The sequence below is a fragment of the Nocardioides sp. genome (genome assembly GCF_044226765.1).
GTDB lineage: Bacteria > Actinomycetota > Actinomycetes > Propionibacteriales > Nocardioidaceae > Nocardioides.
In genome coordinates, this window is sequence record NZ_JBGAGJ010000001.1 from 642,742 (window position 1) to 667,444 (window position 24,703).

32 protein-coding genes and 1 tRNA gene are annotated in these 24,703 nt (G+C 68.8%); 18 read left to right on the forward strand and 15 right to left on the reverse strand.

Going from position 1 to position 24,703, the window contains the following annotated elements; genetic code table 11:
* Positions 1 to 50: 50 nt before the first annotated feature.
* The 9 genes from ACILRH_RS03055 (at position 51) to ACILRH_RS03095 (ending at position 6,907) form a co-directional block, all read left to right on the forward strand.
* Positions 51 to 707 carry a hypothetical protein gene (locus tag ACILRH_RS03055; protein ID WP_395690667.1) on the forward strand — a complete coding sequence of 219 codons (657 nt, stop codon included), beginning with the start codon at positions 51 to 53 and terminating at the stop codon, positions 705 to 707.
* Positions 708 to 858: 151 nt separating this feature from the next.
* The gene (locus ACILRH_RS03060; RefSeq protein WP_395690668.1) at positions 859 to 1,983 is read left to right on the forward strand and encodes an AAA family ATPase; all 1,125 of its coding nucleotides are present in this window, start codon (positions 859 to 861) and stop codon (positions 1,981 to 1,983) included.
* A 369-nt stretch (positions 1,984 to 2,352) separates the two neighbouring features.
* Entirely contained in the window at positions 2,353 to 2,928 is a 576-nt protein-coding gene (locus tag ACILRH_RS03065) for a hypothetical protein (protein WP_395690670.1), read from the forward strand.
* A gap of 228 nt (positions 2,929 to 3,156) precedes the next feature.
* A complete protein-coding gene (locus ACILRH_RS03070; protein WP_395690672.1) occupies positions 3,157 to 3,828 on the forward strand; it encodes a recombinase family protein in 672 nt (223 codons plus the stop codon).
* On the forward strand, positions 3,825 to 4,223 hold the full coding sequence (locus tag ACILRH_RS03075) for a hypothetical protein (RefSeq protein ID WP_395690674.1): 399 nt from the start codon (positions 3,825 to 3,827) through the stop codon (positions 4,221 to 4,223). Before ACILRH_RS03070 ends, ACILRH_RS03075 begins: the two co-directional genes overlap by 4 nt.
* Positions 4,224 to 4,270: 47 nt before the next feature.
* Positions 4,271 to 5,557: a tyrosine-type recombinase/integrase gene (locus tag ACILRH_RS03080; RefSeq protein ID WP_395690676.1), complete on the forward strand. Its 1,287-nt coding sequence runs from the start codon at positions 4,271 to 4,273 to the stop codon at positions 5,555 to 5,557.
* A gap of 92 nt (positions 5,558 to 5,649) precedes the next feature.
* The gene (locus tag ACILRH_RS03085; protein ID WP_395690678.1) at positions 5,650 to 5,943 is read left to right on the forward strand and encodes a hypothetical protein; all 294 of its coding nucleotides are present in this window, start codon (positions 5,650 to 5,652) and stop codon (positions 5,941 to 5,943) included.
* Position 5,944: 1 nt separating this feature from the next.
* On the forward strand, positions 5,945 to 6,181 hold the full coding sequence (locus ACILRH_RS03090) for a hypothetical protein (RefSeq protein WP_395690679.1): 237 nt from the start codon (positions 5,945 to 5,947) through the stop codon (positions 6,179 to 6,181).
* 180 nt (positions 6,182 to 6,361) lie between these two features.
* Positions 6,362 to 6,907, forward strand: a complete 546-nt coding sequence (locus ACILRH_RS03095; RefSeq protein WP_395690680.1) for a hypothetical protein — start codon at positions 6,362 to 6,364, stop codon at positions 6,905 to 6,907.
* Positions 6,908 to 6,979: 72 nt separating this feature from the next.
* Here the strand turns inward: ACILRH_RS03095 and ACILRH_RS03100 are convergent, their stop codons facing one another.
* From ACILRH_RS03100 to ACILRH_RS03165, 14 genes are all read right to left on the reverse strand, one after another.
* The gene (locus tag ACILRH_RS03100; protein WP_395690682.1) at positions 6,980 to 7,315 is read right to left on the reverse strand and encodes a hypothetical protein; all 336 of its coding nucleotides are present in this window, start codon (positions 7,313 to 7,315) and stop codon (positions 6,980 to 6,982) included.
* A 69-nt stretch (positions 7,316 to 7,384) separates the two neighbouring features.
* Complete coding sequence (locus ACILRH_RS03105) at positions 7,385 to 7,798, reverse strand: hypothetical protein (protein WP_395690683.1); 414 nt, start codon at positions 7,796 to 7,798, stop codon at positions 7,385 to 7,387.
* 316 nt (positions 7,799 to 8,114) lie between these two features.
* The gene (locus ACILRH_RS03110) at positions 8,115 to 8,258 is read right to left on the reverse strand and encodes a hypothetical protein (RefSeq protein ID WP_395690685.1); all 144 of its coding nucleotides are present in this window, start codon (positions 8,256 to 8,258) and stop codon (positions 8,115 to 8,117) included.
* Positions 8,255 to 8,581: a hypothetical protein gene (locus ACILRH_RS03115; RefSeq protein ID WP_395690686.1), complete on the reverse strand. Its 327-nt coding sequence runs from the start codon at positions 8,579 to 8,581 to the stop codon at positions 8,255 to 8,257. The genes ACILRH_RS03110 and ACILRH_RS03115 overlap by 4 nt, the downstream gene beginning before the upstream one ends.
* Before the next feature lie 84 nt (positions 8,582 to 8,665).
* Entirely contained in the window at positions 8,666 to 9,526 is an 861-nt protein-coding gene (locus ACILRH_RS03120) for a DNA adenine methylase (RefSeq protein ID WP_395690688.1), read from the reverse strand.
* Positions 9,523 to 10,941, reverse strand: a complete 1,419-nt coding sequence (locus ACILRH_RS03125; RefSeq protein ID WP_395690690.1) for a hypothetical protein — start codon at positions 10,939 to 10,941, stop codon at positions 9,523 to 9,525. The genes ACILRH_RS03120 and ACILRH_RS03125 overlap by 4 nt, the downstream gene beginning before the upstream one ends.
* Positions 10,942 to 11,211: 270 nt before the next feature.
* A tRNA-Lys gene (locus ACILRH_RS03130) sits at positions 11,212 to 11,284 on the reverse strand.
* Between the two features lie 121 nt (positions 11,285 to 11,405).
* A complete protein-coding gene (locus ACILRH_RS03135) occupies positions 11,406 to 11,810 on the reverse strand; it encodes a PRC-barrel domain-containing protein (RefSeq protein WP_395690692.1) in 405 nt (134 codons plus the stop codon).
* 61 nt (positions 11,811 to 11,871) lie between these two features.
* Positions 11,872 to 12,000 (reverse strand): hypothetical protein, encoded by a 129-nt coding sequence (locus ACILRH_RS03140; RefSeq protein ID WP_395690694.1) that lies wholly within the window; start codon positions 11,998 to 12,000, stop codon positions 11,872 to 11,874.
* A 43-nt stretch (positions 12,001 to 12,043) separates the two neighbouring features.
* On the reverse strand, positions 12,044 to 12,280 hold the full coding sequence (locus ACILRH_RS03145) for a Fe-S cluster assembly protein HesB (protein WP_395690695.1): 237 nt from the start codon (positions 12,278 to 12,280) through the stop codon (positions 12,044 to 12,046).
* A gap of 165 nt (positions 12,281 to 12,445) precedes the next feature.
* Positions 12,446 to 13,096 carry a GerMN domain-containing protein gene (locus ACILRH_RS03150; RefSeq protein ID WP_395690696.1) on the reverse strand — a complete coding sequence of 217 codons (651 nt, stop codon included), beginning with the start codon at positions 13,094 to 13,096 and terminating at the stop codon, positions 12,446 to 12,448.
* Positions 13,093 to 14,472, reverse strand: a complete 1,380-nt coding sequence (locus tag ACILRH_RS03155; RefSeq protein ID WP_395690698.1) for an ATP-binding protein — start codon at positions 14,470 to 14,472, stop codon at positions 13,093 to 13,095. Before ACILRH_RS03155 ends, ACILRH_RS03150 begins: the two co-directional genes overlap by 4 nt.
* Positions 14,469 to 15,173: a response regulator transcription factor gene (locus ACILRH_RS03160; protein WP_395690699.1), complete on the reverse strand. Its 705-nt coding sequence runs from the start codon at positions 15,171 to 15,173 to the stop codon at positions 14,469 to 14,471. Before ACILRH_RS03160 ends, ACILRH_RS03155 begins: the two co-directional genes overlap by 4 nt.
* A gap of 66 nt (positions 15,174 to 15,239) precedes the next feature.
* On the reverse strand, positions 15,240 to 15,737 hold the full coding sequence (locus ACILRH_RS03165) for a hypothetical protein (RefSeq protein ID WP_395690700.1): 498 nt from the start codon (positions 15,735 to 15,737) through the stop codon (positions 15,240 to 15,242).
* A 502-nt stretch (positions 15,738 to 16,239) separates the two neighbouring features.
* Between ACILRH_RS03165 and ACILRH_RS03170 the strand changes: the two genes are divergently transcribed.
* The 3 genes from ACILRH_RS03170 (at position 16,240) to ACILRH_RS03180 (ending at position 17,172) form a co-directional block, all read left to right on the forward strand.
* Complete coding sequence (locus ACILRH_RS03170; RefSeq protein ID WP_056863399.1) at positions 16,240 to 16,443, forward strand: cold-shock protein; 204 nt, start codon at positions 16,240 to 16,242, stop codon at positions 16,441 to 16,443.
* 231 nt (positions 16,444 to 16,674) lie between these two features.
* The gene (locus tag ACILRH_RS03175) at positions 16,675 to 16,839 is read left to right on the forward strand and encodes a hypothetical protein (RefSeq protein WP_395690702.1); all 165 of its coding nucleotides are present in this window, start codon (positions 16,675 to 16,677) and stop codon (positions 16,837 to 16,839) included.
* A 39-nt stretch (positions 16,840 to 16,878) separates the two neighbouring features.
* Entirely contained in the window at positions 16,879 to 17,172 is a 294-nt protein-coding gene (locus ACILRH_RS03180; RefSeq protein ID WP_395690703.1) for a metal-sensitive transcriptional regulator, read from the forward strand.
* A gap of 118 nt (positions 17,173 to 17,290) precedes the next feature.
* Here ACILRH_RS03180 and ACILRH_RS03185 read toward each other — a convergent pair whose 3' ends face one another.
* A complete protein-coding gene (locus ACILRH_RS03185) occupies positions 17,291 to 18,361 on the reverse strand; it encodes a hypothetical protein (RefSeq protein ID WP_395690704.1) in 1,071 nt (356 codons plus the stop codon).
* A 41-nt stretch (positions 18,362 to 18,402) separates the two neighbouring features.
* On the opposite strand from ACILRH_RS03185, the gene ACILRH_RS03190 reads away from it, so the two are divergent.
* The 6 genes from ACILRH_RS03190 (at position 18,403) to ACILRH_RS03215 (ending at position 24,638) form a co-directional block, all read left to right on the forward strand.
* Entirely contained in the window at positions 18,403 to 19,266 is an 864-nt protein-coding gene (locus tag ACILRH_RS03190) for an NUDIX domain-containing protein (protein ID WP_395690705.1), read from the forward strand.
* A gap of 174 nt (positions 19,267 to 19,440) precedes the next feature.
* Positions 19,441 to 20,550, forward strand: coding sequence for a phosphate ABC transporter substrate-binding protein PstS (pstS, locus tag ACILRH_RS03195; protein ID WP_395690706.1), 1,110 nt, complete (start codon positions 19,441 to 19,443; stop codon positions 20,548 to 20,550).
* 112 nt (positions 20,551 to 20,662) lie between these two features.
* Complete coding sequence (gene pstC / locus ACILRH_RS03200) at positions 20,663 to 21,562, forward strand: phosphate ABC transporter permease subunit PstC (RefSeq protein ID WP_395690707.1); 900 nt, start codon at positions 20,663 to 20,665, stop codon at positions 21,560 to 21,562.
* Positions 21,559 to 22,656 (forward strand): phosphate ABC transporter permease PstA, encoded by a 1,098-nt coding sequence (gene pstA, locus ACILRH_RS03205; protein WP_395690708.1) that lies wholly within the window; start codon positions 21,559 to 21,561, stop codon positions 22,654 to 22,656. The genes pstC and pstA overlap by 4 nt, the downstream gene beginning before the upstream one ends.
* 21 nt (positions 22,657 to 22,677) lie before the next feature.
* Complete coding sequence (gene pstB, locus ACILRH_RS03210) at positions 22,678 to 23,457, forward strand: phosphate ABC transporter ATP-binding protein PstB (protein ID WP_395690709.1); 780 nt, start codon at positions 22,678 to 22,680, stop codon at positions 23,455 to 23,457.
* Positions 23,458 to 23,630: 173 nt separating this feature from the next.
* Positions 23,631 to 24,638 carry a hypothetical protein gene (locus tag ACILRH_RS03215; RefSeq protein ID WP_395690710.1) on the forward strand — a complete coding sequence of 336 codons (1,008 nt, stop codon included), beginning with the start codon at positions 23,631 to 23,633 and terminating at the stop codon, positions 24,636 to 24,638.
* The last annotated feature ends 65 nt before the right edge of the window (positions 24,639 to 24,703 follow it).

The following is a 24,703-nucleotide window of genomic DNA, read 5'->3' on the forward strand; positions in this document are numbered from 1 at the left end:
TCAGTTGACAGGGATCAGGCTTGTAGTAGTCGATTCGAGGAGGTCTCACCATGAGTCTCAAAGCATTGTTCGTGTACACCGACGAGCGCGGACGCCCCGTTCTCCGCAAGGTGCGTGGCTCCAACGACACCGACAAGCGCAAGGACTTCAAGACCCAGGCTGCGCTCATCCGAAACAACCGACTTCGGTGGATGGGCGCGCCCCGCGCGGTCCACAGGTACCAGCCCGACTGGGCCGACCGAGTCATCTACAACCTCCCGGTCGTGCTGGACGCACTCCGGCTCAGCGAGCCGGTCTGGTTCACCGAAGGTGAGCGTGAGGCGGACCTCTTGATGACGGTCGCTCGCGTTGCAGCCACGACGACTCCCGGCGGCATCAACCGCATGACACCGGAGCAAGCTGATTGGTTCGTGCGCTATCGGAGCACGTCGCCCGTCAACATCCTCATGGATTCGGACGATGCCGGCGCGTTCGGCGGCTGGGCGAGGTACATGGCCCTGCGGGATGCGGGGGTGGGGGCGAGTCGTCTTCGGCTGTGGCAGCCGGTCGAGGGCTATAAGGACGCCACCGAAGCCGTCATGGAGGTCGGGCTGCGGACTGCTCTCGTCCGAGCGAGCCGACGCCGCATCCGAGACGCGGCAATCCGATACGGCACGGAGCGCGCATCTCGATACACGCGCGCCGGGTCCGTGGGGAGCGCGTCGTGAGCGGCCACCGGGACACCCGAGCCGCCTGACATGTGCGACGAGCCGCGTAGGTGCTCGGTCTACGCGGCTCGTCTGGATCGGAGATACGCAATGAACGTACGCGACACGAAGCAAGTGCCGCTGCCGTCGACTCGACCGGTAGGTGGTCGCGATGGCTGATCAGGGGATGCGGACCGGATGGACCAAGAAGGTCCCGCTGGCGGACGCACTGCGGGGTGCCCCGCCCCCGTCGCCCACGGTGGGGCGGTGGACCGAGAGCGTCGACGGCCAGACGGTCACGCGGGCGCTGTTCTACCCGAATGAGGTTCACAGCGTCGGCGGCGAGCCGGAGTCGATGAAGTCGTGGCTCCTGCTGCATGCGGCGACGCAGGAGATCGAGGACGGCAACTGCGTCTTCTACGTCGACATGGAGGCCAACGAGCGGTCGATAGTGGATCGGTTGCGGAGTCTGTGCGCGACCCGGGCCGAGATCAGGCGGTGCTTCCACTACTTCCGTCCCGGCGAACCGATGACCGAGGCTGACCAACTCGCTCTCCGATCGGACATCAAGCGCTACCGGCCCAGCTTGGTGGTGCTCGACGGGGTGACGGAGGCGTACGCGCTGAACGGGTTGTCGATCAACGCGGCCGAGGACGCGGCGAAGTGGTTCCAGTCGTTCTCGCGCCGGTGTCAGGTGAAGCCGACCGAGGACTACCCCGGCCCGGCGATTGTGGAACTTGACCACGTCGTGAAGGACCGTGACGGGCGGGGCAACTGGACCCTCGGCACCCAGCACAAGAAGGCTGGGATCAAAGGCGCGATGTATCTCGTGGAGGCCGTCGACCAGTTCGGGAAGGGCAAGCACGGGCGGTCGCGGTTGTTCCTCGCGAAGGACAGCCCTGGCGGCGTGGAGTGGGTTCCGTTCGGCAAGCACCGGCAGCGCTACGTCGGCGATCTCCACTGCAACGCCGTAGACCTGGCCGGCGACGTCAGTGCCTGGATCGAGTCACCCAGTATCGACACCGTGGCGGCCGAGCCGGACGTCCCGCTCACCCAGCAACCGGAGTTCCGGGCGCTGATGGAGCAGGTCCACGGCTACATCGCCAAGCACGACGGGTGCTCGCTGAGGTCGATCCGCGACAACGTCCTCGGCACCAATGACCGGATCGCCTCTGCGGTCGAAGCGCTAACAGCCGAGGGCTACGTCGCGAACCGAGGAACCCCCGCCCGCGGCAAGTACGTCTCCGCCAAGGACTTCGTGGCGCTCCGGGTGGTGCCGGGTGGTGCGAAGTCATGAGCGGTTCGGCGGTTCGGAAGCGGTTCGGCGAACCGATCGCGAACCGGTCGACCGAAGCGGTTCGGCGGTTCGTGCCCCGTAGGGGACGAACCGAACCGAACCGGTCGGACTCATCGAGAGGAAGGAAGAAGGATGACAAGAAGTGACCGAACCGGTTCGGGATCGCCTGCGGACGAGTCGGGCAAGGACCTTTCAGGGGCTCTGCCTAACAAGCCGAAGCGACGCCGCCCCACGAAGGCCGAGCGCGAAGCGGCCCGCGCCACACGAAAGGAAACCCCGGCCGCGCCTGGCATGCCCGGGTCCGTGAACGACTCCCGGCGATGCAGTGCAACCGCTCATCGGACCGGCGAGCGGTGCAAGGCCCCCGCGATGCTCGGCCAGTCGTGCTGCCGAGTTCACGGTGGCGCCGCTCCTCAGAACAAGAAGAGCGCGAAGGAACGGCTTCTCGAGCTTGCAGATCCCGCCATCGCGGCGCTGTCCAAGATCGTCAACGACGAGGACACCGACGACACCGTCCGGTTGAGGGCTGCACTCGGGATCATGGACCGCATCGGACTCGGTCCCGGGGCCAAGCTTGAGGTCGGGAGGTCCAAGTGGGACGAAACCCTGGAAGCGGTATTCCTCCAGCATCAGCGTGACGGCATCGGCGGTATCCAGCGTTCCGAGTTGGAAGACGTGTCCGACCGCCCGGCCCTCGCGGTGGGGGTGGGGGCGGACGAGCCGTGGGAGGACGCCGAGCAGCACGCCTACGACGAGCGCGAGCGCCAATGGGCCGAGTACGACGCCGAGGACGGGAAGCCGTACACGACTCGGCTCGACCCGTTCGGCCCCGACGTCGTGCGCGGCGAGGTCGTGGCACCGGTCGTCCGACCCGGCTCGGCTCGCCCCGATCCCGGCCCGCTCGACCCGCCCGGCTACGACCCCGAGCGCGGGCGCTGGGGCTAGGTGCCACGCGAGCCGTCCGCAAACGGTCCGTAGGCGTGTGAACCGAGGCTCGGCGGCCTCGACCCCCGCCCCCGCGTCCGAAGGGCCGGCATTCCGGCCTACGCCGCTTCTCGCGTAGGGGCGCTGCCGGTCGACCTCCGCTAGCGTTTCGAGGCGTAAGGCCCATTCGACCCGTTAGGCCCTGACAGGCCAGCGGTTCGCGTGGGCCGTTCGTGTGAGAGGACCGCCATGAATGACCGCAAGCACGTCACACGCGCCCTGGCCTACCTGCGCGTGTCGACCGAGGAACAGGCTGCGTCCGGCAATGGGCTCGACGCCCAACGCTCGACCGTGCTCGCCGAAGCCGAACGGCGAGGCTGGCCCGTGGAGGTCGTGGCCGACGAGGGCGCGTCCGGCAAGAACGTCAACGCGAACCTGCGTCAGTGCCTCGACCAGTTGGAGGCAGGCCGGGCTGACGCATTGATCGTCGCCAAGATGGACCGGCTCGCCCGATCCGTCCTGCATGCGGCCGACATCATGAACGCCGCCCGGACCCAAGGGTGGGACCTGATCATCTGCGACCTCGGGGTCGACCTGTCCACGCCCCAGGGCAAGGCGATGGCGAACATGCTCGCCACCTTCGCCGAACTGGAGCGGGACATGATCTCGATCCGCACCCGCGAGGGTATGGCCGCCGCGAAGGCCAAGGGCAAGAAGATCGGTGCACCTCGCCTTGCAAGCTCGGCGGTCGTCGACCGCATCTGCAACGAGCGCGACCAAGGCTCATCCTTCGGTGCGATAGCCCGAGCCCTAACCAGTGACGGCGTGCTCAGCCCTGAGGGCCGACCGACCTGGCAACCGTCGACCGTGCGGCGCATCTACAAGCGCGCGGCCCCTGCGGAGGTTGGGGGTGGGGCATGAGCCTGTGGACGTCCGACGACTCCGATGCGCTTGACCGCGCGGTCAGGGAGTCACGTAAGCGCGAGCGTGCCGAGCGAGCCGGTATCGCGCCACCTGTCACTCGCGACGAAGCCAAGCGCGTCACAGCAGCCGGATCGCGCTACATCGGCCCACTGCCTGAGATCGGCCCGGCCGGTGGCCGTCCACGCAGACGCAAGGCACCCGTGCCCGCCCAAGACAGCCAAGCGGCTCGGAGTCTGCCCGGGCGACCCCTCAGGCCACGACCCCGCCCCAACGGACGGTGGCTCGCCGTCATCAACCGCAGCGGCACCCGCCGCGAACGCACGTTCAACACCGAAGCCGAGGCGCAGGCCTGGCTCAACACGATGAAGGAGGACGACTCGTGGCACACGTGAGGTCTTGGAAGACCAGCGCCGGCAAGCGCCGCCACCAGGTGCGTTGGATGTACTACGAGCCCCAGGAGGACGGGCCAGCGCGCCGGGTCTACGGCAAGCGCACGTTCGAGGATCTTGAGGAGGCAAAGGCGTTCCGAATCAGCAAGGACGCCGAGATTCACGGCACCGGGCGAGCCGCGAGGGCCGACGCTGGCAAGGAGTCGGTGGCGGAGTGGGCTGAGCGGTGGTGGCAGTCACGACAGACGACCAAGAAGCCAACGACGCTCGCCGGGGACCGGCGCACGCTCGACTCCTCAGTGATCCCGATCTTGGGCACGCGACAGATCCGGTCCATCAGCCCTGCCGACGTGGACGACTTCATCCAGAAGGTCGCGAGGGGTGGGGGAGGCAAGAGGTCGAGCGCATCGATCCGGCACCACTACGGCGTGCTCCGCCAGGTTCTCAAGTACGCCCATCGGCGCGAGGCCATCCCGACCAATCCGGCGCTCGGCGCTGAGATTCCGGCTGACCGGCACGACCGGCTCCCGTTCGAACCGGTCGCCCTCAGTGAATCCCAGATCCAAGACTTGGCCGAAGCGATGCGTGCTCTTGCGCCGGATACGCCGTACGCGCTGCTGATCGAGTTCATGGCGTACACGGGTCTTCGTGCAGGTGAAGTCGCCGGGCTGACGATTGCAGACATAAAGCTTCCGGTCGGCCAGGTGCACGTCCGTCAGACGAGGCAGAAGCATAAGTGCACAGCCCCGCCGAACCCGCGCACGCCGGACAACCCTAAGGGCCGGGGCCGAGCCTGCACCGATGACGAGTGCTGTTGGACGATCAGCACGCCGAAGAATCGCAAGCCGCGAGTCGTCGACATTCCAACCGACTGGCTCTGCGAAGACTTGGCCGCGTACCTTGCCGACCACCCCCACGGGCCAAACGGTGACAACCATTCCCACGCCCCCTTGTGGCCGGGGCGCTCGCGCAACGACCTCGCTCGCTTCCAAGGCGCCACCGGCGGGCTCGACTGGAACCGGTCGTGGTGGCGCGATGGCTTCTACCAGCGGCAGTTCAAGCCCGCCGTCAAGCTCGCGGGCTTGCCCGAGTCCCTGCGCCTCCACGACCTACGCCACACCGCCGGAAGCCTCATGTTGGACAAGGGAATGCAACCGGTCGAGGTCGCCCGCCAACTCGGTCACTCGCTGTACGTGTTCATGACGATCTACGCCCACCAGATCGGTAGCGATCCGAAGGCGACCCGAGCCCGGTTCGACTCGACCCGCCCCGCGAAGACGCCCTCACTCGGCGTGACGGCGGGGGAGAACGTCACCGCCCTGCACAAGCACGCGTGACGATCAGAAGCCCTCTGTTGAGAGGGGTCGCTCCTCCGTCGGAGCAATAGCGTCGACGGGTCGATGAAGCCCCAGCCACGAGTTAGAGGACGGTGAACGACATGGCCAGCGGCCTTGTGCACTACACAGTGAGCGACGCAGATGTGCAGCTGATCCCACAGATCGGCCTCGGCCGACGCGGGCGACGCATGCCCGTTGCGGCAGGCGAGGAGTACCCGGCTGTCGTGACCCGGTGCCCTACGCCTGAGTTCCCCGGCGACAACACTGTGTGCGACCTGATGGTCTTCCTCAACGGGACCACGCCCTACTTCGTGCGAACCGTGCCCGCCGGTACCGGCCAGCCGGGCACCTACAACGCCACGGCGCAGAAGAGCACGGTCGGCTGAGATGGCTAGCGGCCCCATCCAGTACCTCGGCGAAAGTGCCGAGCAGCGGACGCCTGCGAGCGAGTATGGCGGCGCTGACGGGCTAATCCAGCCCGACCCCCACACGCTGACCCCGAGCGAGGCCAACGCGGCCATCATCCGCGCGGGCATGGCAGACGGACTCGATGCCTTCGGCGAAGTCGTCGTGGACCCCGCGTCTGGCCGGGTCGTGCCGGACGACCTGAACCGGCGCGGCTGAAACTCGCCTCCCGCGCCCGGAGGGGTTGTCCCGACCTGACTCAACGGGCGGGAGGCGCCAGGCCAGGTATAAACATCCGACTCTGCCGATGACAGGGCGGCTAGGCTGCGGGCGCCGGCGCTCGATGGATGGCGGGCCGCGGTTCGTTGCTCGGAGGGCATGTCGCCAGGATGGGGCCAGATGTCAGCACAGATCTTCGTCGTGATCGGCCACATGCTCGGTGCGGGACGGTTCTCATGGGCTGAAGGCGTCGTCCGCGTGCACCATGGATCTGGCACTGACCTTGAGGACACCTACACCGAGCGCTTCTGGTGCAGGAACCATCGTTGGCGCGTTGACCGCAGCGACGGCATCAGCGAGAGCGTGCACGTCGGTGTCGAGTCGCGCGTCCGCGTCAACGGGACGTTCGAGCGTGGTCCCGGCAACGGTGTCGGACACCTCGCCGCTGGCAAGTTGCTCCAACCGACCAACGCGCTGATCTGGGGCCGTCCTGGTGAGGACTGGCGCCCCACCGGTGAACTGGACCCAGTCGGTGACAACAAGTGGCGCCTGTGGCTCGAACGCATCGACGGCGGCTACCCAGAGCACACCGGGTACGCGGACGTCGAGGAGATATCCGGCATCATCCACGAACTCCACACCGGCTTCACCACCCTCACCCTCGAATCACTCGCCACCGAAGACACCGCTCGTCGTGGCGAGACCTGGCTGACTCTTCAGCCATAAGCGGTGACAACCGCGTGCCACCCATCATCCGGATCTGCCGCGCGGTGTGCGCGGTCGTGCAATGAGCGGGCGCTAGTCATCACCCCAGCCCAGGAGGACCTTGATCTCCCACGGCCCACCCGCAGCTTCTCGTTCGGCGATGTGTCCGGGAGGCATGGTCGCAAGGGCAGCGACTGAACTGTTCATGGTCACGACGTGCGAGATGTGGGAGATCACCGATGCGCCCGGGAGATTGGGATCGTTGACACCATCTCCGATCGCCCACGATCCATCCGACGTGTGCACCACTTCACGGGCTGGGAGCTCGCCGGTCAGGACGGTCCGCTGGACCAGCGCTCCAAGGTTGGCGGGAAACCGTCCGCCCTCATAGGGAAACGGCAAGCGCTGGAAGATCTCCTCGTCAGCCACCGCTACATGTTCGCATCAACGACGTCTGCCTGTGCCGCGAGTTGCACGGACCTGCCGATGACCGGTCGGTCAGGCTGGGGTGTGCCAGATGACTGCTTCGGTGTTCTCTCGGTGCCAGTTGTGTGACGAGACGTCGGTCGACCACATGTGCTCCGTGACCGTCGACGTGTGTTCCTCTAGCAGCAGGTCGACGCGGCCGGTTCCCCGCCTCGCGGACACCACAGCAACAGCCCGCAGCCCGTCTCGCATGCCGCGTACGGCGCTCACGAGGAAAGCCTCGAACTGCGGCTCGGCCGTCCCTGGGCCGCGTTCCGTCATCCAGTCGGCCCGACCAAGGTCGGCAGTGACCACAGCGGGGGGCCCGTTTAGCGGAAGCACGACCGCGTAGTGCGCGTCGTGTTCCTCCAATGGCCGCCCGTCGAGCGCATTCGTCGCGATTATCTGGACCGTCCGTAGCAGGTCGATAGCGTCGGCCTGGCTCATGAGGCGAGGCTACTGGCAACGACGTGCGGCACGAGAACGTCGGGACTAGTCGAGTGGCGGAACGCGCACATCTGCCGCGTGGTGTGCGCGTCCGCGCGCACTGATCTGCCGCGAGTCGGATGGTTACGGATTGCGGCCCACCCAGGGCGACCCGAACGCACGCGAGGCGTCCGCAAACACAGAATGCCGGGAAGTTCGGCCCGTTTCGGGCCCTCGGTTGCCCCGGAGGGGTTCAAGTCCGCCTACGGGCCGTTTACGTTCCGCGTAGGACGTGGAACAGCCCCCACCCTCGACGGGTAGGGGCTGCTCAGGCCCGCTAGGTGGGCGGCAGGGAGTCGATCTCGGCTTGAAGCGCCAGCACTTCTTCCGCTGTCGTGCAGTCGGCGAAAAACTCGGCGTAGGGGTCGTCCTCGACTCGCACGGGGTTGCCGCTCGCCGGGTCGCTCATCTTGTCGGTCACGCCGCCTTGGTCGGCTTCGGGGCGGTCGCCTTCTTGGCGGTCGTCGTCGGCTTCTTCGGCGCGGGCTTCTTCGCGGTGGGGGTGGGCAGGTCGAGCAGGCCCGCTGCAAGCTTCTCGGCCTTGCCCTCGGTGATCGCCTTGCACTTCGGGCAGAACTGCGCCGGGGTCGAGCCGTTCTTCCAGGCCGCTCCCCGGGTCGGGGCGGTCGTCTCGGCGTCGTGGTTCAGGCAAGCGGTCTTCCACTCGTCGCCCTCCTTGCGGGTCCAGGTCGTCGCCCCGGTCGAGCGGGACACAGCGTGGCGGGTGTTATTCGTCGCGGGCATGGGAGCCTCCATCGTCAGATGGTTGCCGGATGCAACCAAATGTCGAAACGCTACGCCAGCGGCATCGCGATGGAAAGTTGCAGCCTAGGAGGGCCAGCCGTCTTCGATGTCGTTCAGAGCGTCAGACAGCACCACGACCTCTGTCGCCTTCGTGACACGGTGGGCCGAGTAGTGCAGACCGAAGCGTCGGATGCGCCGGTCCCTGTACAACTGCTCGACCTGCGGCACGTCGTCATATGTGAGGAGCCAGTGAGCGGTCGGCTTCTTGTTCAACTCAGCCGCAAGCGACGCGTGGTCACCCTGTCGGAAGTAGTTCATGTACAGCGATCCGGCCTTCTCGAAGTAGGGCGGATCGGCGTAGATGAAGGTGTTCTTCTGCGAGGCGTACTTCCGAACGACGGCCTTGCCGTCAGCGCGCGTGACGATGATCTTCTTGCCGAAGAGGGAGAGCGCGCGCATCCGCTCGGCTAGGTCGTCCCGGTTGAACCGAGCATCGATCAGGTAGTTGCCCGTCTGGTCGAGTCCACCGATGGGACCGCCGTTGAGCACGCCGGACCGGTTCGTCCGGTTCAGGTAGAACGTGGCAAAGCCAAGCTTCGAAAGGTCACCGTCTCCGCCGGTTGCGTAGACCGCCTTCTGCCTTCGCCACTCCTTGACGTTCAAAGGGACCTTACGAACGCGCTCGATCATGGCGTCCGGCTCGTCGACCAGCGTCTTCCAGAAGGCGTAGATGGCCGGGTCAAGGTCGTTGATCACAACCTTGGAGACCTGGCCGGACACGAGCAACCCCAGCCCCGCCCCAGCCCCACCGGCGAACGGTTCGACGTACGTGCAGCCGGCCAAGCCGTTCTCCCGGATGACGCCGCGCAAGCGGGCGTACAGCGCTCCCTTGCCGCCTGGGTATCTCAGGGGCGAGGCCATCAGCCGCCGTCGCTCGGCGCTCACGGCTTCATCAACTCTCGCATCACCGCATCCATGGAGTTCCATGCCGTCACCACGTCGTCCGCGTCTGCGTGGTAGTTCTGGTTGTGATTGACAGCGTTCAGCGCCGCCTTGGTGCCGGTGAACTCAGCGAGCCGCCCGCCTTGAAGCTTCTTCGCCGGGTCAACCAACACCTTCGGGCCGTTCTTCTGTAAGTGCTCGACGAGCCAGTTGAGGCAGTTGTGGAGTTGGACGCGACCGTGCGTCTGATGCCTCGTCGTAGAGATGTCGACACCCTTGGCTTCGGCGTATGCCTTGATGGACTTCTCGAGAGTCGCCCGTAGCAAGACGAACGTCGCGTTGGGGGTCCGCTGAATGTTCAGGATCGACAGTTCCTCAAGGTGCAGACGGACCGCGACGGGGTACGCGGCCGGTGCCACGATGTGACCGGTATTGAGGACGGTCTGCTTGGTCTTCTTCGGCGGCGGGGACTTCTTGGCGGTCTTACCACCCTTGCCCGTACCGCCCTTCCCGCCACCTGGGGCGGGGGCACCCGGCGACGGGCCACCAGACCCACCCCCAGGAGCCGGAGGGGTCGCCGTCGGCATGCCGATGGCCGTGCGGATCTCGCTCATCAACTGGGTGAAGCGAGGACTCCCGACAGTGTTGATCGTTCGGGTGTTGATGGTCCCGTCTTGCATGCCGCGGACTATCAACTCCGAGGTCGCATCGAACTGGTCATCGGTGAGGACGGTGTCCAGATTGCCGTTTGCGTCCAGGTCGATGCCTGTCACATCACGGAAGTCCTTGGCCTCGAAGATGCGGGTGAGGGTTGAGTAGCCCGACTTGAAGCCCTTGCTCTCGGTGAAGTCGGATAGATCCGCGTCTGACTTCACTGCAGCCTTCATGCGGTTGACCAGCCGCGCACGCAGGACGAACTTGGGTACGTCGATGGTCGGATAGCGCGTGAGCAGGTCCTTGTACTTGCGCCCTGCATCGATTTGAGCCTGGAAGAACGCGGCCTGTCGAGCGGGTGTCCAGGACTTGCGAGGGTTAGACGTGTGGAGAGCAGCGATCACCTGGTTGGCCTGCTGCCGGTTCGGCGCGACAAGGACCTCGATCTGCTTCAACCTGTCCCGCTGCGTGCCCATCGACTTGGCCAGAACCGTGACGCGCGATTGATAGCCCGGCACGATCATCGGGTTCTGGATCGCCTTCAAGGCTGCGAGCCGTCGGTTCCCCTCAACCACGATGTACTTCCCGCGCTGCTTCACGACGATGGGAATCTCGTGGGTCAGATAGCCGATCTGGGAGATCGCCTCCACCAAGTCGAACGCGCCCTCGTTGTCGAATAGGTCCTCGATGATGTCCGCTTCGATCTGCGTACTGGTCGTCTCCAGCCGTACGTTCAGCGGGTCAAGGTGCAGGTCGTTGACCACGTCGAGGGCCTTCCGGGGCCAAGAGGACGTATCAAGCACGGCGCTCGTTCCCCTTCCCCGGTGTCGGCCGACCTGACACTATCCGCGCAACCGCCCACCGTGAGTCATTTTGAGCCGTACGCCGCTCGAATGGTGGTCTGCGTGGTCAGAGATAGCCCGAGGCAGCCCGAGCCAGGTAGACCCCGGGCGGGGACGGGCGACGCCCGGCCGACGCCCCTGCCGTTCCTGGTCAGGAGCGGCGAACCGCCCCCGACCAGCGGAAACTCCGGGTGGGCCCCGTGGGACTCGAACCCACAACCCATGGATTAAAAGTCCACTGCTCTGCCAATTGAGCTAGGGGCCCGGGTCGTCGGACCGGACTCCGGTCCGCTGGTCGGCGGAGCCGTCCGACTGCGATGAGACAGTACTCGCCCCGACCCGGGCCCCAGTCACCGGCGCGCTCTCCCGCGGGGCGCCCCGGTGGGTCAGCGGGCTGAATGGACGTCGCGCCAGGGCGGGACCACGCCGTACGCCTCGTACGCGGCTTCGAAGGGAGATCCATCGTCCGTGGTCGGGGTCGGGGTCGGGTCGCCGTCCGTGACGTCCGGGACGCCGGGGCTGATCACCCGTAGCCGGTCGCCGATCTCGGTGACGGCCTCGATGGGCACCAGGGTCTCGGTGACGCCGAGGCCGAGGACGCCTCCGGAGACCACCGAGAGCAGGCGGGGCTGACGGTCGCGCACGTCGACGACGACGTCGTCGACCTCGCCGAGCCGGAGCCCGTCCTGGTCGACGACCGCCATGCCGGCGACGTGCTCGCAGGGTGACGAGCTCTCGAGGTCGGTGCGTCCGAGGTAGACGAGCTCGAGCCCGTCGCTGATGGTGTTCATGTCTGGCTCCTCGCGGACGGTCGCCGGCGTGGCGAGCGACGCCCGATGTCGTGGCTGGTGCTCAGCAGGCACGGCGCAGCCGCCACACCATGGAGTAGCGGTGCTCGGCTCGTCGTGCCGCAGCGCGCTGCCGGGCGATCACGGCCGCCCGACGGGCGGCGCGTCGCGAGTCGAGGGTGGTGACGCTCATGCCGCCCGCCGGGAGACGAACCGCACGCGGCCCTCGGCGTCGGTCACCGCGTCCAGCTCGCGTCCGGCGCGCGCTCCGCCGCGACCGGGGCGAGGTAGAGCCGAGCTCCGTCGCGCTCGAGCACGCGGTCCCCGGGCTCGGGGTGGTCGGTGACGTGGACGCGCAGGGGCGCCGAGGGGTCCGGTCGGGACCCGATCCGCAGCCCGGCGCCGTTGTCGAGCTTCGGGTGCTCCGTGACGCGCCGGATGATGTCCATCGCGTCGGGTGTGATCGTGAGCATGATGAGATCTCCCTCCGTGGTCTCGCATGACTCCTGACCTTCATCAAGACACGGCCGGGACGACCGGACAAGGGTCGCGAGCAGGTTGACCGAGCCTCGTCCGCGGATCGTCATGAGACTGCAACATGGCCGCTCGGTGCCGGTCGCACGAGCCGGGTCGTGGGGTTACCGGCAGCCCAGGGAGCCGGGCCCGCCGAGTCGGTCGGGCAGGAGGTCGGCGTAGTCCGCCGCGGTCACCGGCTCGTCGGTGAGCACGCCGTCGAGGAGCGGCACCTGCACCCGCGCCCCGTCGCTGACCAGGACCACCGACTCGACGGTGGGCGCCGAGGTGAGCGTCAGGACGACCTGACCGACGGCGATCGGCAGCTGGTCGGCGCCGATCGACGCACCCGGCTCGATGCCGATCTCGGCCGTCCCGTCGGTGACACCGACGACGTCGAGCCCGAGGTCCGCCGGCAGGGCGGACGACCGGCCTGCGGCCCGGGCGTCGTCACCGGGACCGGCGGACAGCGTGCTGAGCAGCCGGCGGACCAGGGTCTCCTCGTCCTCGGAGCAGGTCTCGGTGGTCACCTCCGGGAGGAGGTGGTCCCCCATCACCCAGAACACGGCCGGGGAGCGGTCCGCGGGGTCCGCTCCGCCGTCGGGCGACCCGGCGGGCGAGGCCGGCGCGAGCAGCCGGTACGGCACGTCCTCGTCGGGCACCGTGCGTACGGACCCGTCACCGGGCAGGCCGCACGCGGCGAGGAGGAGCGCCAGCAACGCCAGCGGGGCGGCGTGCCGCCGGACCCGGTGGTGGTCGTCGCGTCGCGCGCTCATCGCCGCACCCCGGGCACGCTCGGCAGCCTCATCACGAACGCGGCACCACCGGTGGGCCGGTCGGCGTACCACACCTCGCCGCCGTGGTTGCGGACGGTCTGCGCCACGATGCTCAGGCCGAGCCCGCTGCCGGTGCCGGCCTTCGCGCCCCCGGCTCGCGCGAATCGCTCGAAGATCCGGACGCGGTCCGCTTCGGGTACGCCGGGGCCGTCGTCCTCCACCCGGACGTCCACCACGGACCCGCCGTCCAGGACGCTGACCCGGGTCACCCCGCCGCCGTGCAGCTCGGCGTTGCGCAGGAGGTTCGCGAGGGCGCGCAGGACCTGGACCCGATCGACGTGCACCGCGGGCCCTGGTGTGCCGGGAGGACGAGGGGCCAGGAGGTCCGGCGGGAGCCTCGTCGCCCGCAGCGCCTGGTCGACGAGGTCGTCAGCGTCGATCACGACCCGCTCCGCCTCGTCGCGACCGGCGTCGAGCCGGCCCAGGACGAGGAGGTCCTCGAGGGCGCGACGGAAGCGCGCCAGCTCCTCGGACATGAGGTGGACGGCCTCCTCTGCCCTCGGCGACAGGCCGGGGGTGTGCTCGAGGAGGCTCAGGCTCGTGGTGAGGGTGGTCACCGGGGTGCGCAGCTCGTGGCTCACGTCGGCCGCGAACCGGGCGTCCTGCTCGATCCGCTCGTGCAGCGCGTCGACCATGTGGTTGAAGGAGCCCACCAGCGCGGCCAGGTCCGGGTCGTCGGTCTCGGCGAGGCGGGTGGTGAGATCGCCGGCCGAGACGCGGACCGCCGCGTCCGCCACGTCCGCCAGGGGCGCGAGGATGTGCCGGCTCACCGCACGGCCGACCCCGGCACCGGCCAGGGTCGTGACCGCAGCACACACCGTCAGCGCGATGCCCAGGGTCCACAGGGTGTGGTCGAGCTCCTCGGCCGACGACACCTCGTAGTACTCCGCATCCACCGCGGGTAGGGGGATCCCGACGACGACGCTCGACGGGTCCGTGGCGGTGGTCCAGCCGACCCCGACCTGGCCCTGCCCGACCACCGGCTGCACCGTGGAGGTGAGGTCGGGGCCGGCGCTGTCGAGTGACGACGAGTACCACTCGCCATGGCGTCGTACGTAGATCACCGCGCCGGCCGGCGGGCTCAGCGAGCCCAGGGCGTCACCGACCTCGGTGCCCGAGGTCAGCAGGTCGTCGCGCACGACCGCGCTGTCGGTGAACGCCTGCCGGGTGGCGGTCCGCTCGCGCTGCTCGATCAGGAAGTGGCGTGCCGAGAAGTAGGTGCCCAGGGCCAGGGCGGCCGACAGCGCCAGGGCGCCGGCCGCGAAGGCCAGCGTCACCGACGCCCGGAGCCCGCGGGCACGTCGAGGGGACCTCATCGTGTGTCGAGCCGGTACCCCAGGCCCCTGACCGTGATGAGGATCTTCGGCGAGCCGGGGTCGGTCTCCAGCTTCTTGCGCAGCCGCCGCACGTGGACGTCGACGATCCGGTCGTCGCCGAAGAAGCCGCGCTCCCACACGTGCTCCAGGAGGGCGGTCCGGTCGAGCACCAGACCGGCGTGGTCGACCAGTGCGCTGAGGAGGCGGAACTCGGTGTTGGTCAGGTGGATCGGGGTGTCGCCGCGCGACAGCACCGCGGCGCCCCGGTCGAAGACGAGTGGGCCGTCCTCCGCGTCGAGCACGAAGACGTCGGACTCGGCGACCTGGCCGCCCGCCATCGAGGGACGTCGGAGCAGCGCCTTGAGCCGCGCCTTCACCTCGTCGACGAGGAACGGCTTGGTGACGTAGTCGTCCGCACCGGCCTCGAGGGCCGCCACGATGTCCTCGACCCCGTCGCGCGCACTCACCACCACGATGGGGGCCTCGGTCTGCGGCCGCGCCCGCTGGATGAAGGAGAACCCGTCCATGCCGCGCAGCATCAGGTCGACCAGCATCAGGTCGATCCCGCCGGGGTCCCCCACCAGCTCCAGGCCTCGCTCGGCGTCCTCCGCCTCCACGACCGCATAGCCCTCGTCCTCGAGCACCATCCGCAAGGAGGCGCGCAGTCCCGCGTCGTCCTCGAGGATCAGGAGCCGAGTCATGCGCTCCATCGTCGCAAACGGGACGAAACGGCCGCGCCTGCGGCGGTCCGCCGGTGGGGCGGTGCGTCAGGTCCGGCTGTCGCGCTTGGCCTGCCGCCGCGCGCCGGTGGCCCGGGTCGAGGCGTCCTTCTTAACCCCGCCGGTCGTCTTCTTGACCCCGCGGGCGCGGCTGGCCGGCGCGGCCGCCGGCGTACCGCCCGTCGTCGCCGGTCCGGACCCTCCGGCGCGGGCCGCGGCCAGGCGCTCGGCCTTGAGCTCGGCGGCCTGCTCCTTGGCGCGCACCGCGACCTGGCGGCTCACCCGCGCGAGGGCGAGCTCGAAGATCTCGGCCTTGTCGCGGTCGCGCTGGTTGCCGGCGAAGGCCTTCCCGCGACCGCCCTTCCTCGCCACCGAGCCGGCAGCGGCGCGACGGTAGTTCTTGACGTACTTGCTGCGGGCGCGCCGGATCCGGCTGTGCAGCTCGAGGAGCTCCTCCTCGTCGAGACCGGCGATGGCGGCGGGCTCGGTGTCGGCGACCAGCGCGCGCTCTGCCGAGGTCATGGAGTGGAGGACGGCTTTGTTCATCCCGGGATCATCCCTGCCGTCGCCGCCTCCGGCCAGGGTCGTTCGGCTCTGGCCGCGTGCGGGGGAAGCCGCCGCCCGGTCAGGCTCAACCTGTCGTTGTCAGGCGTTGCAACCCCTGACAACGTCATGAGGTCCCTGACAACCCCGGATGAATCCCCGGTCAGCCGGGGATTCATCCACCCCCACCGGCCGCCGGGAGGGGGTACGTCGACCAGGCTCCTTGCGGCCGGCGTACCCCTCCTGTCACGCGTGCGTAGCAGAACCTTCACCGGTCGTGGTGAGATTTCGGCTCCGGATGGTTGGCATGGGGGCCTGGATTGGTAACGTGGCCCTTGCAGAAGGTGCAAGTTCCAGCAGGTCTGACGCCCGCGGAGTTTGTGATCCAACGGCGTTTCTTCTTTCGTGGGCCTGCCACTCACGCAAGTCGGAGCGACGGTGTCACCGCATTTTCTGTGGACCGTCGATGTGACGGTTCTCGCCCCGACTAAGGAGTAATCGAGCAATGGCTCAGGGCACCGTGAAGTGGTTCAACGCCGAGAAGGGTTTCGGCTTCATCGCGCAGGAGGACGGCGGCGACGACGTCTTCGTGCACTACTCGGCCATCCAGACCCAGGGCTACAAGTCCCTGGACGAGAACCAGAAGGTCGAGTTCGACGTCACCCAGGGTCCGAAGGGCCCGCAGGCGGAGAACGTCCGCCCGGTCTGACCACCGGGGAAGACTCGGGCTCTAGACCGAACGTCTTCGAGAAGGCCTCACCCTCGGGTGGGGCCTTCTTCCGTTCCCGGGGTCGGTTCCCGGGGTGGGCAGGGGCCGTGTGGGCCATGCCTCATGGTCAGGACGGGCCAAATTCGGTCGGCACGTGTTTGGCACCCGCGAGGGTCGGGCAACGTTTTCCCTACGAGGAGGACGCCTGACGTGGACATGAGGAGTGATGAGGTGCACGACCAGTTCGACGTGTCCCTCGAGGATTCCGACCTCCTGGGCGAGGTGGAGCTGACCACCAACCTCATCATCGCGGCCAGCGAGTCCGACGATCACCTCAGCGAGGCGCAGATCGACGAGATCCTCGGGGTGGCTCCCGATCCGTACGCCGGAGGGTGAGCCAGCGTCACGGATACCCCTCCCGGGTATTCTGGCGGCATGGCGGAGCACCAGCACGGCTACATCCAGCGCAAGGACGACTACCTCAAGCGGCTGCGCCGCATCGAGGGCCAGGCGCGGGGGCTGCAGCGCATGGTCGAGGACGAGAAGTACTGCATCGACATCCTCACCCAGGTCTCGGCGATGACCAAGGCGCTCCAGTCGTTCTCCCTCGGCCTGCTCGAGGAGCACATGAACCACTGCGTCGTCGACGCCGCCCGGGCCGGGGACGACGAGGCCCGCGAGAAGGTGTCCGAGGCCGTGGAGGCGATCTCCCGACTCGTGCGGTCCTGACCGGCGCAGCAGGCCGGTCACGGTGCGGTTTCCGCGCAATTGAACGCTGAGGCACCGGACTCAGCGCGCAACCGGGTCGTGGGCGCGCAATTGCTCACAACGCCGCGCCCAGCCGCCCTCAACAGGTCGCGAACAGCACCGGCCCGGTGGACAGGTCGGAGAGGACGTAGCTGCCGGGCACGGGCTTCAGGTCCAGGGTGACCACGTCGCCGTCGGCGGCGGCGGAGGCGACCGTGAACCGGTCGGAGAACTCACCGCCCTGACCGGGCGCCGGGCCGCTCGCGAGGACCGACCGGGTGTCGGCGTTCGTCCGGGCCTGGTCGGCGTTCTCGAACCCCAGCGCGACCCGTACGTCGCCGCCGGGTTGCGCCGACATCGCGAACCCGGTCAGCGGGCTCACCTCGCCGGCCTCGGCGACCAGCTGGTCGGCCTCGGCCTGGTCGGACCGGTCGGCCTGGCCCATCGCGAGCGCCTTGCAGGCGTACGGGCCGTCGTACACCGCCGCGGACAGCGGCTCGCCCGAGGCGTCGACGACGTCCTGCATCCCGGCGGGGAGCGAGCCGTCGCCGAGCGTGTCCACGGTCGACTGCAGGTAGGCCTCGTTGTCGCTGGTGAGGACCAGGTGCCGGTCGGCGTCCAGGGCGACGTACTGCAGCTCGGGAGTCAGGTCGGCGCCGATCGAGGGCAGCAGCTCGCCGCCGCCGGACCAGACCTGGCCGCCGAGCGCGTCGGTGGCGGGCTTCGCGAACCCGCTCTGCTCCAGGTGCGCGGCGATCGTGCCGAGGTCGGCGCCGTCGGGCATCCGCAGGATCACGACCGCGCCCTGCTCGGACTGGCTGAACAGCTCCCACTGCACGGTGGCGGGGGAGAACCCGAAGTGCTCCTGCAGCACCCCCGCCGACTGCACGAGCGCCGAGGTCGAGGTGAGGTCGCGGTCGAAGCCCTGGTCGAGGAACGTCTCGACGTCCCCGGCCGACGACGACGCGTCGAGGTCGGCCTTGACGGCAGTCCGGACGCCCGCCCAGTCGGTCCACGACAGCCGCTGGGCGTCGGCCGGGGCGTACGCCGTCGCCTCCTGCAGCTGGGTCTCGTCCCGTCCCCGCCACCAGCTGACGGCGACCACGGCCGCGACGACCACCAGGGCTGCGACGACGACTCCGGCGACGACCACGGTGAGGCGAGTGCGCACCGGTCCTCCTGTTCGCCGTCCGGTGGTGTGAGACTAACCGCATGCCCGCGAAGGACGTCCTCGCTGCTGGAGCCGTCGTGTTCCGTCCTGGCAAGCGGGTGCTGCTCGTCCACCGGCCCCGGTACGACGACTGGTCGTTCCCCAAGGGCAAGCTTGACCGCGGCGAGCACGTGCTCGCCGCCGCGGTGCGCGAGGTCGCGGAGGAGACCGGGCTGCACGTGCGGCTCGGGCCGCCGCTCACCGGGCAGCGCTACCCCGTCGCCGGCGGCCGGAGCAAGGTGGTCTCCTACTGGGTCGGCCGCGCCGTCGGCTCCGACGACGTCGGCCGCTACCGGCCGAACGCCGAGATCGACCAGGTCGCCTGGGTTCCGTACGCCGACGCGCTCGACCTGCTCAGCTACGAGCACGACCGCGCCACCCTGCGCGAGGCCTACCCGCTGCGCCGCAAGACCCACGCCCTCGTCGTGCTGCGCCACGGGCAGGCCCGATCCCGCAAGGCCTGGCGCCGCCAGGACGACCGGCTGCGCCCGCTCCTGCAGGCGGGGCGGCAGCAGGCGCAGCGGCTGATCCCGCTGCTGGCGGCGTACGACGTCACCCGGATCGTCAGCTCCAGCAGCACCCGATGCGTCGAGACGGTCGGGCCGTTCGCCGACACCACCGGCTGGAAGCTGGAGCTCGAGGACGGGCTGAGCGAGGAGGACGCGACCCCGCAAACCGTGCTCGCCGTGGTCGACGAGCTCGCCCACGGCGACGAGAGCGCGGTCGTCTGCAGCCACCGCCCGGTGCTCCCCACGGTCCTCGACGGGCTCGGCGTGGGCGACCCGAAGCTCGAGCCCGGCGGGATGCTGGTCGCGCACCTGCGCCAGGGCAGAGTCGTCGCGACTGAAGTGCACACGCCCCGCTGAGGTCAAGGCGTCGCGGGCTTGTTCACGTGATGTACGTCTCTGCACAGCCGGTGCGTCCCCGGATGGGCACGTCGAGTTCACCGCCCGTTCACCGGCCGCGACGCATCCGTCCACCTGCGCTCCCTAACTTCGCGAATGACAACGAGAAATCCTTAAAGACTCAGGAGCTCAGAAGTGATTCGCACTTCCATCCGCCGGGCCGTGGTGCCCGGCTTCGCCGTCCTCGCCCTCGCGCTGACCGGCTGCGGCAGCAACAGTGACAGCGCCGGCGGCAGTGACGGCGGCAGCGGCTCGGGCAGCCTCAGCGGCACCCTCTCCGGTGGCGGCTCCAGCGCCCAGGACGCGGCCCAGCAGGCCTGGCGTGCGGGCTTCCAGTCCGCCAACTCGGGCGTCACGGTCAACTACGACCCGGTCGGCTCGGGCAGCGGTCGCGAGAACTTCATCTCCAAGGCCTACTCGTTCGCCGGCTCCGACTCGGCCATCAACGACGACGAGGGCGAGCTGACCAAGGCCAAGGAGCGCTGCGGTGGCGACGACCCGGTCGAGGTCCCCGTCTACGTGAGCCCGATCGCGGTCATCTACAACCTGCCCGGTGTCGACCAGCTCCAACTCGACGCGAAGACCGTCGCCGACATCTTCAACGGCAAGATCACCAAGTGGAACGACGCCGCGATCGCCTCGCAGAACGACGGCGTCGACCTGCCCGACACCACCATCACGCCGGTGCACCGCTCCGACGACTCGGGCACGACCGACAACTTCACCCAGTACCTCAGCGCGGCCGGTGACGGCGCCTGGACCTACGACCCCGACGGCGTGTGGCCGATCAAGGGCGGCGAGGCCGGCGAGGGCACCTCGGGCATGGTCGCCGCGGTCAAGGGCGGCGAGGGCACCATCGGCTACGCCGACGAGAGCCAGGCCGGGGGCCTGGGCATCGTGTCCCTCAAGGTCGGCGAGGAGTACAACGCGCCGTCCGCCGAGGGTGCGGCGAAGGCGCTGGCGGTGTCGAAGCCGGCCGACACGGCGAGCGCGACGATGATGCCGTACGACGTGGACCGCACCACGACCGAGTCGGGGGCCTACCCGCTGATCCTGGTGTCCTACGAGCTGGCCTGCCAGACCTACAGCGACGCCAACGAGGCGGCACTGGTCCAGGGCTACCTGTCGTACATGGTCTCCGACGAGGGCCAGCAGGCCGCGGCCGAGAACGCCGGCTCGGCGCCGCTCGACTCGTCGATCGCCGAGCAGGCGCAGAAGATCGTCGGCGCCATCTCCGCGGGCTGACGATTGAAACACTTCGGGTGCGGCGGTCCGGTCAGCCGGGCCGCCGCACACCCCTGATTTCGGATCCAGGAGCGTCGTGTCCAGCACCGCCAGTTCCCGCGCCAGACCCCCGGTGAGGTGGGGCGACCGGATCTTCTCCGGCCTGTCGCTGTTCGCCGCCATCGTCATCATGCTCGCCCTGGCCGGGGTGTTCGTCTTCCTGGCCGTCGAGGGAGCGCCGGGCCTCTCCGCGCCGGAGCCCATCTATGCGCCGGCGCACGACTTCGTGTCGTACGTCGGCCCGTTGATCTACGGCACGATCCTGGCAGCGGTCGTCGCGCTGGTGATCGCCGTGCCGTTCTCGATCGGGCTGGCGCTGTTCATCTCCCACTACGCGCCCCCGCGACTGGCCGCGCCGATCGCCTACCTGATCGACCTGCTCGCGGCGGTGCCGAGCGTCGTCTACGGACTGTGGGGTGGGCTCGCCCTCGCCCAGGCCATCAAGCCGGTGCTGAACTGGCTCTACGACAACCTCGGCTGGATCCCCTTCTTCGCAGGTCCCCCGTCGGTCACCGGCCGCACCATGCTGACCGCCGGGATCGTCCTCGCGATCATGGTCATCCCGATCACCACCGCGATCTCGCGTGAGGTGTTCGCCCAGACGCCGCGCCTGCACGAGGAGGCGGCGATGGCCCTGGGGGCCACGCGGTGGGAGATGATCCGGCTGGCCGTCTTCCCCTACGCCCGGTCCGGCGTGATCTCGGGCGTGATGCTCGGCCTCGGGCGGGCGCTCGGCGAGACGATGGCGGTGCTCATGGTCCTGTCGGCGACGCCGATCGTGACCCTCAACCTGATCTCGGACACCAACCCGGCGACGATCGCCTCCAACATCGCCTCCAACTTCAAGGAGGCCACGCCGGACAAGCAGGCGCTGCTGATCGCGACCGGCCTGGTGCTCTTCGTGGTGACCTTCGCGGTCAACTTCGCCGCCCGATGGATCGTGGCCCGGCACGAGAGGATGGTGACCCGATGACGTCGGCACCGATCGAGCCGGACCCCTCGTCGATCTCCGCCGACATCCGGTTCGCCGACCCCAAGCTGCCGCGTTGGGCGCCGTACGCCGTGCTCGCCGCCGCCGTCGTCCTGGGCGTCGGGCTCAGCCTGCTGATGGGCTGGGGCTGGGTGGCGATGCTCTGCCTCGCCGGGGTCGTCTACGTGGTCGCCTGGCCGCTGTGGTCGGCGTTCGCCGAGGGCCGCCGCTACGCGGTCGACCGGTTGACGACGTCGCTGGTCTGGGCGGCGTTCGTCGGGGTCCTCGTGCCGCTCCTCTGGCTGGTCTGGACGGTGCTGAAGAACGGCGTCCCGGCGCTGAGCTGGGCCTTCGTCACCTCCGACATGCGCAACGTGGTCGGGGCCGGCGGGGGCATCTACCACGCCCTGATCGGCACGCTGCTGGTCACCGCGATGGCGGCGGTCATCTCGGTGCCGATCGGGCTGTTCGCGGCGATCTACCTGGTCGAGTACGGCCAGCGCAACCGGATCGCCCGGTGGACGACGTTCCTGGTGGACGTGATGACGGGCATCCCGTCGATCGTGGCGGGCCTGTTCGCCCTCTCGCTGCTGGTGATCCTGCTCGGGCCCGCTGCCCGCAACGGGTTCGGCGGCGCCATCGCGCTCTCGCTGCTGATGATCCCGACGGTGGTCAGGTCGGCGGAGGAGATGCTGCGGCTGGTGCCCTCGGAGCTGCGGGAGGCGTCGTACGCGCTCGGGGTGCCGAAGTGGCGGACCATCGTCAAGGTGGTCATCCCGACCGCGCTGGGCGGCATCATCACCGGCGTGATGCTGGCGGTCGCCCGGGTCATCGGCGAGTCGGCGCCGCTGCTGGTCGTCGCGGGCGCGACGGACTCGGTGAACTGGAACCTCTTCGACAACCGGATGTCCACGCTGCCGGTCTACATCTACCAGCAGTACGCCTCCCCGGGGATCGTGCCGCTGAACGGCGGCGACCCGCCCGGCTACGCGCGAGCGTGGGCGGCCGCCCTCGTGCTCATCATCATCGTGATGATCCTCAACCTGATCGCCCGGATCGTGGGTGCGATCTTCGCCCCCAAGACCGACCGTCGCTAGAACCACGAGTAGGAAGCAACCATGGCCAAGAGCATCGATGTCTCGGACCTCGACATCTACTACGGGGACTTCAAGGCGGTCGAGGGCGTCAACATGACCATCCGCGCGAAGGCGGTCACCGCCTTCATCGGCCCGTCCGGCTGCGGCAAGTCGACGTTCCTGCGTGCCCTGAACCGCATGCACGAGGTCATCCCCGGCGCCCGCGTCGAGGGCAAGGTGATGGTCTCGGGGCAGTCGCTCTACGACCCGAACGTCGACCCGGTCGCCGTACGCCGTCAGATCGGCATGGTGTTCCAGCGACCGAACCCGTTCCCGACGATGTCGATCTACGACAACGTGCTGGCCGGCACCAAGCTGAACTCCAAGAAGCTGAAGAAGTCCGACGCCGACGCGATCGTCGAGTCGTCGCTGCGCGGCGCGAACCTGTGGGAGGAGGTCAAGGACCGCCTCGGCAAGCCCGGCATGGGCCTCTCCGGCGGCCAGCAGCAGCGGCTGTGCATCGCCCGCGCGATCGCGATCTCGCCGGAGATCCTGCTCATGGACGAGCCCTGCTCGGCCCTCGACCCGATCTCGACCGCGGCGATCGAGGACCTGATCCACGAGCTCAAGACCGAGTACACGATCGTGATCGTCACCCACAACATGCAGCAGGCCGCCCGGGTCTCCGACGACACCGGCTTCTTCAACCTCAAGGCCGCCGGCCAGCCCGGCCACCTCGTGGAGTTCAACCCCACCAACAAGATGTTCACCAACCCCGACGAGGAGTCGACCGAGGCCTACATCTCGGGCCGCTTCGGCTGAGCTTTGGCTGGCTCGCTGGGGTAGTCCCTGCCAATCGAGTGGTCGAGACCGCATTCTGACCACTCGAACGTCAGGGACTATCCCGTCTCGGCGACCTGTGGACAACCGATCGCGGGGGTCGCGCGAACGGGAATGCCCTCGGGGTGAAGCTTTCCGGCGTACCCAGGGACGTGGTGGTCCCCCTCCCGGTCGACCCGTCCGGTGAACGCGGTCCGACCAAGAACCAGGCCAGGGGTCCCCACTGGCGGCGGACGAGCCGGGGTCTCTACGTCCCGGCCGACGTCGATGCGTCCTCGACCGACCAGCGGGTGGTCGAGGCGGCGGCCGCGCTGCCGGAGGACCACGGGGCCGTCACCGGGTGGGCCGGGCTGGCCTGGCAGCGTGGCCGGTGGTTCGACGGGACCCCGTGGGGTGGCGGGCGCGTGCGCAGGCCCACGCTGGCGGTCGGTGGCAACCGGTGGGCCCGGCCACAACCACAGTTCGAGACCTCGGAGGAGCGGTTGGCACCGGCCGACGTGGTCGTCGTCGACGGCCTGCGGATCACCTCCGCGGTCAGGTCCGTGTGCTTCGAGATGCGGTACGCCAGGAACGAGCTCGACGCGGCGATCACGCTCAGCATGGCCTGCTACGACGACCTCGTCTCGATCGACGAGGCCACGGCGTACGCGGCGACCCTCAACGGGTGGACCGGCATCCCGCGGTGCCGCCTCGGCCTGGGGCTCGCGGTCGAGAACGCCTGGTCACCTGCCGAGCTCGTGATGGGGGAGCTCTGGGGAGGGACGGGGCTGGGCCTACCCCTGCACAACCGGCCCGTCTTCGACCTCGAGGGTCGTCACCTCGGGACTCCCGACGGGATCGACCCGGTTACGGGGGTGGCGGGGCAGTACGACGGCGCGCTGCACCTGGTGCGGGCCCAGCGCAGCAAGGACATCGGTGTCGAGGACCGCCTTCGGTCGCACGGGTTGGAGGTCGTCACGATGGTGGCCAGCGACCTCCGGGACCCGACCCTCTTCCTCGGTCGTCTCGCCGCGGCGTACGACCGGGCGGCCGACATCCCGGCGCACCGGCGGCAATGGACCATCGAGCGCCCGGACGGGTGGCACGACACCTCGACGGTCGCTGCGCGCCGTGCTCTTCCGCCCGAGCTGCGCGGTCGCCTGCTCCGCTATCGGGCTGTTTGAGTCCTCGAGCCGGGATAGTCCCTGACGTTCGAGTGGTCGAACGGTGCTCGGGACCACTCGAAGGT